The following is a 12,641-nucleotide window of genomic DNA, read 5'->3' as shown; positions in this document are numbered from 1 at the left end:
GCCATATGTTTCCACCATTTTCATTATTGAACGATACTGCTGCCCAACAAAGATCAGAACTTTTCGGTAACATACTTGGCAGTTATGCCAATTTATTGGACACCCAGGAAATCATCAGGGTCTATGTAGCAAGTACGCCTGGTTATGGTCATCAATCCTCCAGCATTAATATTCTAAGGCGACTGGTGGGAACTCCTGATGGTCCTTGGATGGGTTTTAACTATTCGCGTAATGTCGAAATAATATATGATAACCTAGATGATAATGGAGACTCGACATTAGCCAAAATTCATTCCCTATTACCAGAGTTGGCCGGAAATAATCAGGGGAATTTATCGAATGCTAATATTAAAATAATTGAAATCTTAAATGGAGGTTCTCCAAAGGATAAAATTAATTTTGCTTTCTGTGGTGGATATGATACGGTAAATGAAAATTTGACCAAAGAATGGAATGTAGCATATGCCATTATTTTGCAGCCCTATAATTATAGCATCGAATTTTTTGCCAAAGATTTAGCACCAGGAAACTTACTGAAAATTAGAACGCCTGAAAATAAAGAGATCAATATTAATTTAGATAAAGGAAATCTTGCACCATTTAAATTACAATCCAGGGCTTTTTATGTGCCGACCATTGTTCCCACTAGAGCAGATTGGGCTTATTTCACATCAGGTAATTTTCCCATAGAAGTTACGCAAAAGGTAGAGGCCATAAAAACATTAACGGATGAAAGAGTTACAGCACAAATAGACATTACTCCTGTATATGGAATAAATTATCCAGGAGCTTCAGCATTTGCAAAACCAATTCCTGATCGAATTTTTCTGGAGATGGCGGCCATAAGAACATCACTGGAAAATCCTTCTTCTATAGCAAAGCCACCAATTATCGTAAACTTTGGGAAATATGTCCCAGGCACTGATGCCTTTGTTAATTTTAAATATATTAAATACCTCTTGGAAGGAGGCTATACTATTTCAGAACAGGCAACTCGTCTTTTATCTATAAGTAATCCTGGTGACCTCCCTCAAGCTAATGAATGGGCCCGTCGTAAAGCCTTGGCAACGTCGAGAATCAATGCTGTAAAATTTCCGAACATTGATACACAATATCTATTTGTAGATTTTTTAAAAGATCAAGTAATTATTGAAGAATTAATTACTTGGGTAACTGCCGCCCCAAAGCGTGTTTTATTTATTCAAATGGGATTTGTCCCGCCACTCATATTTAATTATTTCTTGTCCAAGGCGAAAAATCCTTCCTTATTTGAAGGTCCAAATACAGCTGTCGTTGCCATCAACACAGGCAAACCTTATTTTAATACAAATCGCCCAGGTGACCACTCTATCCTCTATCCAACAGGTTACTTAGGTAACACCAATATCACTGAACCAGTCCGTATGCTACAAGAAATTGCCGATAAAATAGAAGTCAATATAGATGATTGGCCACCATTGGTGGCTAATGCGCCGACTTCCATAATGGGTGATTTTATATTTAAAACTCGAAATGGTTTAAACAATGTCAAAAAGTATTTTGGCTCCATCAAGGAATTTTATTCTTTACCTGGATCTGGATCTCTTTATAATTTTAATGAAAAATTAGATGTCGGCCTCACTTTAGTTGCTGCATTGCAGTCCAAACAATTAAATACATTTGATTTGCTCGCACAAGAAGGCAAATTGATAGAATTATTTAATCTATTGGAAGCTGCTGCAAAAAGTGGATCAATTAATTTATTGGAAATATTCCCCGAAGGAAATATCAATGATTTTTACACTCAGCTACTCAAAGACTTTGGTAATGGATTAATTATTGACAATCCGATATTATCCAAAGTTACCGGTTCAGAAGGAAATTTAACTGGAGTATTACTTACAGGAGAAACGAATGCTTTTAAGTTAAAAACTGCGTCTAACTTTAAATTCTCAATTTTTGCAGGAGACATATTTAGTAGCGGAAAATTCACTGCCCAATCACCTTGGAATCTTGACGACATTCCATGGATCGTTTTTGAATCACCTTTTGTAAGAATAGATGCTTCACAAGCCGAGTTACCGCCTAATAGTGCCATAGGAGGAAAAGTAAAAGGAACTGATTTTGAGCTATCCATGAATTTTCCGATTGCTGAAGATGGAAATATTGTGATCACAGGTGAGTTCGAGAAAGCCGAAACGATTTCTGATTTCTTTGGAATTCTTGGAGGTATTAATATTGAATCTTTTTTACCTAAACCTATTCAAGCCCTTGGAGGAATTGGAGTGAAAAGTCTGGAATTCGCCTACAATACTAAAACCAAGACCATCTCTTATATTTCTGTAAAAGTTGTCACCACTTCTCCTTGGAATTTTTTCAATACATTAAATCTGACAGATATTGCTTTGAATATTACTGTCGTTGATCCGATAAAAGTAGCTACAAGAAAAACCATTGGAGACTTCAGTGGAAATTTAAAATTTGGAAATGTTCCTACTTCTCCAGCCATTAAACTTGGGGGTTCAGTGCCAGACCTTACTTTACAGGGACAATTGGCCACCCCAAAATTACCCATCAATGATGTAATCAATGTATTCTGGCCAGGATTAGAACCGGGATGGCCAGGTGGTAATGACCCTGCGATTACGGATTTCAATTTCTTTTACCAACTCTCCACAAAAGCTTATTCTGTGGCATTGGGACTACAGTTAGATTGGCCAATTCATGTTCCAGGAATTTCTAAACCAATTCTAGAAATCAACTCAATTGGCATGTCGCTAGATGGCACCCAAGCCAGTTCAACAGGTTCACTAAACGGATCGATAACAATTTTTCCAGAAACCCAAAAAATCGGATTTAGTATGGTAGCCGATTATCTTGGAAAAGGAAATGGTTGGAAATTCATGGCACAACAAAATAAACAGCCCATAAAATTACTCGATCTGATTGGCGAGTTTTTACCTCAAGGCTGGATGCCAGAAGGAGATCATGCAAAAACATTTGATATAGATATAACTGGGCTAGGATTAACCGTAGAGACAAAAACAAATTCCTGGAGTTTCACAGGTAAAACTGATGTAAAGATTAATATTCCTGGTACAGGAATAGAAGCAGAGTTAGACTTGAAACTGGGCTATAATGGTGGAACAGTAAATCCTGATATGGGTGGCCGTGAGACCATTATTGGGCTAGCTGAAATACCTGTGTTACACGAAGACGGAACTATTGTTCCCCTTACAACTTTAGTTGATCCAGTAGCACCAGAAGCTGGTTATTTTGGCACCGTTAGCGCTAATATTAAATGGGAATTTATTGACATCACCGTTTACTATGATTTCAAACCTGACTATCAGGCTTTCGGAATTAAATGGGGGCTATTAGAAGGTAAAATTGTAACTACTGAAGATAAGAAAACCAAAAAGAAGACCAGCATTGCCACACTGGGTTTCACAAAATCCACAACTCTTGGAGGTATTGTAGAAACGATGATCAGTTGGGCCACCGGATCAAAATTTGGTCTGACTTCGCCCTGGAGTATTTTGAATTCAATCCCACTCAATAATTTAGCATTAGTCTATAACCTTACTACAAAACAAGTAAGCTTTAATATTGATATAGGCCCAATCGAATTGGGAATTGCCAAAATAAAAGCTTTAAATGTAGCTTATAAATCCAAACAGAAAGACCCTGCGGATGATGGTGTTCAGGTTGAACTTATCGGATCCTTCCGCTGGATGAAGGATGGCGCAACTCTACCCCCTTGGAATGCTGCCAAACCAGAAACTACTCCGGCTCCTGAAGGGCAGGGTAACAAATATTTAGATTTAAGATTATTGGCTTTGGGTCAACATGTGACCTATCCGGGATTTGCAGATGTAAATTCTGTGCAGGAAGCGATTAAGTTAATGGGGAATAATTTAAAAGAACCCAATCCGGACAAACTTTCTATTCCAGATGTTACCTTAGATGCAAATAGTTCCTGGCTGATAGGAATGGATTTCGGTGTTTTGAGATTTGGTCCCGATGATAAAAAAGGAGGAGATGGAGGAGGAACTGCCTTGTACCAGATGCAAGAAGATCCTAAAACTGAGAGTGGTTATTTCATCACCATGCAAATCATTTTTAATGATCCCAATTTATATGCTTTAAGAATAAAATTGGATGGTGATGCTGCCAAAGTCTTAAAAGGACTTGATTTTCAAATTTTATATAAGAAAATTAGCGACTCCATTGGTATGTACAAAGCAGAAATTGCTTTGCCAGATGCTATGCGTTTTATCAAAATGGGGCAATACAATATTACCCTTCCAATTTTTGGTATTGAATATTACACCAATGGTGATTTCCAGGTAGATGTAGGATTCCCCTGGAAAGCAGACTTCACCCGTTCATTGACTTTTCAAACCCTGATTTGGACACCTATTGGAATACCAATTCCAGTGATGGGTTCACTTGGCGTATATTTTGGAAAACTTTCCAGTGCCACTACAGACAAGGTCCCTAAGATAATCAACGGAAATTTTAATCCTGTGTTGGTCTTTGGGTTTGGTATACAAATGGGTATCGGATATGAATTTAGTTTGGGAATATTAAAAGCAGGATTTAGCCTCACTGCCGTCGCCATAGTCGAAGGGGTAATTGCTAAATTTAATCCATATCCTGCTTTGAATTCTAACGGTGTAGTTCCACAAAATACTCAGGTAGAAAGCTCTTATTATTTCTGGTTAAAAGGAACCGTAGGAATTATCGGAAAGTTATATGGCACCATCGACTTTGCCATCATTAAGGCCAATGTAAATATTGACATTCGCATCCTAGCCTCTTTTACTTTTGCACCTTATGAACCAATTTTACTGAACCTGATGGCCTCCGTAGTTATTGAGGTAAGTGTCTCAATTAATTTAGGTTTATTTAAAATTAAAATCAGTTTTAGTTTTTCTGCCAAAATTTCTGCTACGGTTACAATCACAGCCATTGGTAGTAATCCACCTTGGGAAGTGGCCGAAGGAAATACTCCCTACTACGTTGCGAGAAGACGAAACAGAGTAAGAGCTTTGATTAATCACAATGAGTTTATGACAATGGTGACCAACACCACAGTCAACTGGAATAATCTTAAAGCTGCCACCACCAAAGCTCCCCTTCAGGGATATATGACTTTGGGATTAACCATGGCCGGAGATATTGCCTCCCAAGTCTCTGAACAAATTGCCTGCTATGTAGCAATGATGTTTATTGATTCGGTAAAACCTCCACAGGAAGACCGAACGAGCGGAATTGAAAAGGCATATGGTACAACGGCAGATACCTCCTTCGAAGTATTGGCCAAGACCATACTACGATGGGGCGTGGCTGCGATTCAACCTGCTCCGCTAACTTCTACCGAAGTGGATGCATTAGTGGTAAATGCGATACAATTAAAATTATTACTACAATCTTTAGATAATCCGAAAGTGCCACTCCCGATTCCAGGAGCAAGTCTGGATGCATTTTTGGCTGGTCAATTTGCCTTTTCTGTAGAAGGACCTACAACGGATAAAGAACCAAATGCAACGTATTTCCCCATTGCGCCAGCAATGACACTAACCATACCTAAATATGGAACAGACTATGACGGATATAATTATGCTTTTAGCGATTACAATAAAACATCCTCAGATTATTTAAAATTCTTGCGTAATTATTTTAATGACTTAGCTGTAAAAGTGCAAAAGGAATCTCCAGATAATATAAACAGTTTTGATTTGAGCAATGCGGAAAGTGATTCCCTTGGAAGTTTCATTTTTAACGATTACTTCTTAATGATTGCTCGTCAGATGTTACAATCTGCTATTGATTCCTTACAGGAATTTAAATACTACATACAAGATGGTCAATCTCCAAATCAAATTGTTAAATGGATCAATACTAATGGTCAATTTACAAATGATGATATTTATACACTGTTAGAATTATTCACCGATAATGATAGCGCACCATTGAATGCGGGTAAAAAATTAACTATTACCGGAGCTACCTATGTGGTTCAGTCTAATGATACTTTTGATAGTATTGCGGAAAATAAAATTTTTGCAGGTGGATTTACAGGAAAAGAATTAGCGATTGCCAATAGTACTATTCAAAATACGCTAACACAAAATATTACCATTGCTTATCCAAAACCGCCGGATAATTTAATCACCTTATATAAAACTCAACCTAGTCAATCTCTGGAACAAATTGCCAAGGAATTAGAGATTGATTTATTAACATTAATTAGTAATACAAAAATTACATCTCTAGCCAATTTACCACTTCCTGTAGCTACTTTTAAGATTCCTTCATTTACCTATACTACGGAGAACGGAGATACCCTACAAGGTATAGCTGCCAAATTCCGAATTGACTTAGAGCAGCTAGCGATAGATACTAACGGTGATCAGATTGATTTATTTAATAAAACAAATCAACCTGCATTAGAAATTGCCAACCTGTCTCAGTTTAATGTAGGAGAATTAATCAAAGAGATTCAGGCTACTCAGGGTCTGCAACATCTATCTGGAATGACCTCCCGCTATTACATGGCTGGATTAAGGTTACCAACCAGTGGAATTACACCGCAGCAAAAAGGAATGTGGGTTACTGGTGAAGCACCTGATTTAAAACTGCCTGATTTCGCAGGATTGTATGCTCTGACTGGTCAACAATTCCCGTTACCGCAATTAAATGACACGGATGATTTCAATGCTGATTTTGGTACAGGCGGAATTCCATGGCTGTCATTTGTAAACGCAGATCCTGCCAAATTACAAATTAGTGTTAAGCCTAAAACTAATGATGCTAAGCAAGTACAACTTGTAACAGAATTTGCTACTAAAACTCGACTGGATACTGGTTTATCCTTCTTGGGGTTAAAGGGCATGTTCAATACAAAAGAAGCTACTTATTCTATCAATTCAGAAATAAATTGGAATGCTGCTTCAGCATTTAGTTTACCTGTAGGTGGGGCACCAACCGGCATTCCAAATATGCAACTTTGGCAATTACCAGATGTATTGACCGCATTACCCGACTTAAACAAGCGTAAAATTAATCCAAGGCTAGCGGTCAAGTTGGGCAACTATAATGAAGCGGCCAGAGCTTTGGTAAGTCAGGATTTGAATTATTATGGCTATGCTTCTTTGGTAGAATTTACGGTTAAAAAAGTGCCTGTAGTTTCTAATAGTCCGAGCACTAAAACGACTTACGAAGTAATGGGTGCGGATGGAAAAACAGCCAAAGTACTCGAAAGAATTGTTAGTGAAATTGGCACCAATAATGAGGCTATACAAACGCTCATTTTGGCCTACCCTTCCAATCCAAATAGTACGACTTCCAAAGGCATCCAAACGGATGATCCGAATGCTTTAACTATGGGATTGGCACAAGTAAATTTATCTACAATCACCCGACCAGATGCAGCCTTTAATATTGATTTATTATTAGCAAAAGGCGGCGTCGAAGGCATGGTACTCTTGAATGAAAAAACCGATTTTGTACGACTCCTGTGGGAAGCAAGTATCATTCGTACTGGTGGGTATTTTCTATATTATTATAATGAAGAAAATAGTGGCGGACTTCCAGATGCCATTTTCAATGATAAGGGCGAAGCTCAGCTATCCATGGTAGTCGTCTATTCCCAACCTGCCGATGTAAATCTGCAAAATACGGTTGGTGCATACATGAATGCTCTGGTTACCGGTCAGAAAATAGATCGAAAAAAATCGGTGCTGTTTGCTGAAGCTGATCCGGTTAAAGGAAGAACTGTTCTTTCCTCTTCCGATCAAACAATGGCTGATTTAGCATTTAGTTATTTTGGAAATGTTTCTCAAATTGCCAGTGACAATAGCACATCATTATTAAGACCAGGATTAAATATTAGTATTCCTGAAGGGAGCTATGAAGTAGGCCCTACTAAACCGGCTGGCGATCTTCAATTAATTGCCGATCATTTTGGTGTATCCCCAGAGGCCATTAAAAATGCCAATCCAAAGGTGAAATCCTGGCCAAATCCATTGCCAAAGTACACCGCTTTATATTTACCAAAAATAGCTATCGAAATAGCTTTTGAAATTGGTAATGAAAAAGGAGGAACGACCCTTGGTGATCTGGCTAAATATTATGGTATGAATCTCACTGCCTTAGCCAATCATAATAAGGACATCAAAGGAATATTTGCAGATGGACAAAATATTGCCATTAGCGGTGGGCCAGTCATTACCGCATCGACAGTTCCTCAAGGAAATGTAAATATTGAGGCTATTCGACCTAAACCGGCCGCCATTCCAGATGCACCTGCCGGAGCAGGTTATGGAAAGATATATTTACAAAATCTTTATAGCCTACTCTCCTATCAAGTGGTTAAAAATCCATATTTCTCTGCAAGTAATTTAGGATTACCAGCGAGTCCAACTACTAAAAAAGAGAATGCTCAAAATGTATCCAAGGTACAGACCCCAATGGTGACAAAGGTTGGAGATAATTGGTATTTCCGGCAGTCTGTTCCCTATAATAAACTTTCAATACAAACGCCAGAACTCCTGGTAGATATGCCAGATCAAAAAGACAGTCCTTATCATGGACTGGGAGACTTATTACAAGTAGACTTTGCCTGGCAGGATTTCTATGGTAATAGATTATATACCAATCTTACAAATCCAGTAACTGGTGATCCTTCACCATTAAATCAACCAATTATCCTGACTGGGTATAGCGATCAATTAATTGGATTGAAGAAGTGGCCTTCGGTAGCTTCCACCTATGAAATTGGAAAGGCTGGCAATATCCCCAATATTAATTTATTATTGACTTTTTCTCCAGATGCTTATCAGGGATTAATGTCTGCGACAGCAAAAAGTGCAACCACCATCAATGTAGTATTTACAGAAAAACTTGATCCAGCCTCTGCTTCAAACATTGTGAATTATACTTTAAATCACAATATTAAAATAGCATCTGCTGTACTGGGCGAGGAGGGCATTACTGTCACCCTAACGGTGGATAGTATTCCGCAAAATGAGGAAATCATTTTATCTATTGCGAATATTAGCAATGTAGCCAAGAGTACCAGTTCCCAAGGAGTCGCCAGCTTTTATGACCCTACTGCTGGAGGCGAACCTTCCTCTACCCTGTTGCAAAAAGCAAAAGGTGATTTGGAAACTTACACGCAGTTGTGGTATCAATTGACTGATCCTTATGGCATTGAATACACCGTTAAAACAAGTTTATTGAGTAATGATTTTACTCTGGATACAAAGCAGGTTACTAGTCTGGTTCAAGAATGGGTAGCATCGATTTGGAAATATATTAATGACAGAGCTCATGGTCTAACCGAGGTTAAGGCTCCGAATAATTTACATACTGTTTCTTTTGACATCGATACAAAAAATCTTAATCCTTCAGAATTATACCAATTAGATTTAAGTTTCAATATAGAGCGAACCGGAGGTTCTATTATGGGTGATTTAGAAACTACAGATGGCATTCAACTTACAACAACTGAAATTTCGCCTTTTGCTGGAAGCGCCGGAGGTGCCACTTCTAACTTACTGGAGTTCTCCAAAAATTTTGAAGGCAAACTTTCCAAGCCTAATGCCTACAAATTGAAAATTGCAACGGGTATTAACAGGGAAGAACCTTTAGTTGGCACCAATGGAAATGAACTATGGGTAGTGCGATTAGGTACAGATAAAAAAACAAGTATTGGATATCAGATCAAGGATAAAGATAATCCCCAACTTTTTGCACCAAGACCGATTACCACTAAACTACAGAATCGAAAGAATGTTCCTATTTGGGAATTTGATCCTAAAACAGGGATTGATTTTGAAGGAAGACCTTCCATGTTTAAAGATTTTACTGGTATTGATATGGACAATTGGGGGCGACAATTCTTTGAAGCAATCGATGGTAATTTATCTTCAGAATACACGGCCGCTGTTCAATTAGTGGATCACAATCAGATAGTGGATCACAATCATAGCTCTGCATATCTACAGGAAATGCTAGACAATAAGAAAAAGCTAGCTGGAATTATTCAGGAATGGATGACTTTTGTTTTCACTGATGGTTCTGGTTCTTTGACTACTATTCGGGAAGCATTCCGTCAGCAATTGCTAGTAAAATTGGGTAATGCTTATACGGTAAAAGCCGGTATTCAATATAGTGCCAAGGTAGAGGCCGGACCATTTAAATTATTCTTTGTCGGCCTGGACCCTGATAATGCCAATAGATTAATTGTCCGATTTACCAGCGATATTGATAGCACTGTAGCCACAACTCTTAGTAATTACACTATTAGTGATGGATTGACAGTAACCGCCGCCACTCTTAACGTTGACAATCCGCAATTGGTAAATATAAGCTTGAGTGGAGTTCCCGTTGTTGGTAGAACGATAGTTACTATCAATAAGGACTATACAGATTTCGCGGGAAATAAAATCTGTGCCAATTCAACTAAAATGGTTGGCTATGGAAATGCGGCCACACCAGAGCTTTATGGAAACTTTTCTCAGAATTTCAAGTTCATCGGTGCTGCCATTAATCCAGATATTAAGACAAATATTTATGTATACTTTTCTGGAGTATTGGAGAAAACCGCTGCAGAAACTGCCGCTAATTATCAGGTAAGTGGTGTGAATGTGAATTCAGCGATACTAGATCAAGATAGTTTACAAATTGTCACCTTAGCTTTATCAGCCCAACCAAAATTGGGGGCTGAAGTGAGCATTACAGGAGCAATAGCAAATTTAGCTGGACAATCAGCAATGCCGCCATTGAATCAAAAACTACAAAAGGAAATAGACATTAGTCATTTAGCAAAAGGCATTAGTTTTACTGCAGCTAAATTAAATCTGAAAAATTCGGATAATGTCCCATTGCCATTTTTAGTCTCCGCTCCTCAGTTAGTCAGAGATGAATCCGGTGCCATTCTGCCTTATATTGATTTGGATACAAGTTTTGAAAGCAATGCGGTTGAACATCAAATTGGAAATCTCCCAAATATAGGAGAATACCGGGCCTCTACCTGGTTAAGTTTTGCAAATAAATCAAAAACTTTGGATTCCGATTTGGGCAGAACAAAAGTGCCGATGATTCTTAGATCTTTCCCAGCGGTCCCAACCATGGTCAATCAAACTGGGAAAACCTTCAGAGATAAGGTTCAAAAGAGTCAATCTGAAGTTGATATTAATAATATTTTGGAATGGTCCTATTTCATTAATTATTCGCAAACGACTCATTATCCTCAGGACCAACTTGATTTCGTTGTCAACTTTAATGTGATGGATAAACCAAAATCGACAGACTCCAATTTTGAGGATGCCTTTAATCAACTAGCACAATTTATTACGATATATCCAGAAGTAGAAAAAGTATTTTTACAGCAATTAATACAAATTACTGCCGCTACTACAGATGAAAATCTTTTTAAAGATTCGGCCATAGCCCTAGGCGCATATAACACAATGATCAGCATGGTCATCGATGCCGCAGAAGGAAATGGATTGAGGATGTCAGATTTCGCTGTCATCCGGGTAAGTAATGAGGTTGATCCTTATGTATTTTCATTGCAGGAGGAAGTGGGTACAGTTAATAATGAAAAGGCTGCCCTAATAATTTCCATTACCGGTAAACCACCGGTAGGCGTGGGAAACCCTTCTGTTATAATTGAAGGTTACGACACCAAAATTTTGTCAGAAGCAAGTGAAGACGTTTTCCGTTTTTATTTTGAAGATGCTACAACTTCTAGAATTTTACCTGCCTCACAGGGTCAAAGTATTGGGCCAAGATCCATCAAAATACCAGAAATGAATTTATTGGCTCGACAGGATGCGGAAACAACAGTAGAATTAAAAAGAAATGTTGGACTTGTTCCTGATAAAACAACCACTTCAGATTTTGAATATTCCACGGGAAGTATCGGTTATCAAAACCCTTATCATCCGGTGGCTAGTTATGGTGGTTTAATCAATATTGCGACCATTAGCGGAAAGGAATTAGAGCAATCTTTACAACAGCATTTAACCACAATGTTTGATATATTACTCAAAGAAAATTCTCAACCAACGGTGAGTATTTTAATGACCAATACTTTTAACTATCAAATTAATACTGCGCTAGAAAATATCGAATTACCGGTTATGATGCAACCTTTACAAAGTTTTAATGTAAAAAAACTAACGAAGGCAGATATCAATAAAACATTGGCTGAAATGATTGATAGTTGGGCAGGATATATTCTTGAATGGATGGCAGTTCACAATACAAGCAACTTAGAAAATGCTTCATTGAATTTTAATCTAACCATTTTTTCCAACCTGACAGAAGTGCCGACCCCATTAGTTCATTTGGATCAATTGTATTTGGATTTATCCATGATTACCGATGTCAATAAAGAATTAAAGAATCATACCTGGTAGTACATTTAGGTTAAATTAACTTTAATGTTGTTACTATTTCTGTTAAAGACAAAGTAATTCAAATATTGAATTACTGTTAATGCCGTTATTTTGCTTAATATTTTAAATTCCTGAAAAGACTTTGCGTAATTACGCCTTATCTTAAATTGGACTTACCATATTTAGAATTAAATACGTTAAGTAGCAGTCTTTAGTATTTTTTTTTTAAAGTTTAAGGAATCATAT

General features: G+C 37.7%; 1 protein-coding gene and 1 pseudogene. One reads left to right on the top strand and one right to left on the bottom strand.

Features of this window, described 5'->3' with window-relative positions; all coding sequences use genetic code 11:
* The first annotated feature begins 5 nt into the window (after positions 1-5).
* On the top strand, positions 6-12,416 hold the full coding sequence (locus FAF07_RS17890) for a LysM peptidoglycan-binding domain-containing protein (protein ID WP_142786400.1): 12,411 nt from the start codon (positions 6-8) through the stop codon (positions 12,414-12,416).
* Between the two features lie 5 nt (positions 12,417-12,421).
* Here FAF07_RS17890 and FAF07_RS18940 read toward each other — a convergent pair.
* Positions 12,422-12,565: pseudogene (locus tag FAF07_RS18940) on the bottom strand (IS982 family transposase); the annotation flags it as partial.
* Positions 12,566-12,641 lie beyond the last annotated feature (76 nt).

It is taken from the genome of Changchengzhania lutea (assembly GCF_006974145.1).
Taxonomy (GTDB): domain Bacteria; phylum Bacteroidota; class Bacteroidia; order Flavobacteriales; family Flavobacteriaceae; genus Changchengzhania; species Changchengzhania lutea.
Note: the sequence above shows the minus strand (reverse complement) of the source record. Positions and strands in the feature narration are given on the sequence as shown.

Bases quoted from the DNA above. Each gene is read 5' to 3' on its own strand.
- FAF07_RS17890 (WP_142786400.1), top strand. From the start codon at position 6: ATGTTTCCACCATTTTCATTATTGAACGATACTGCTGCCCAACAAAGA.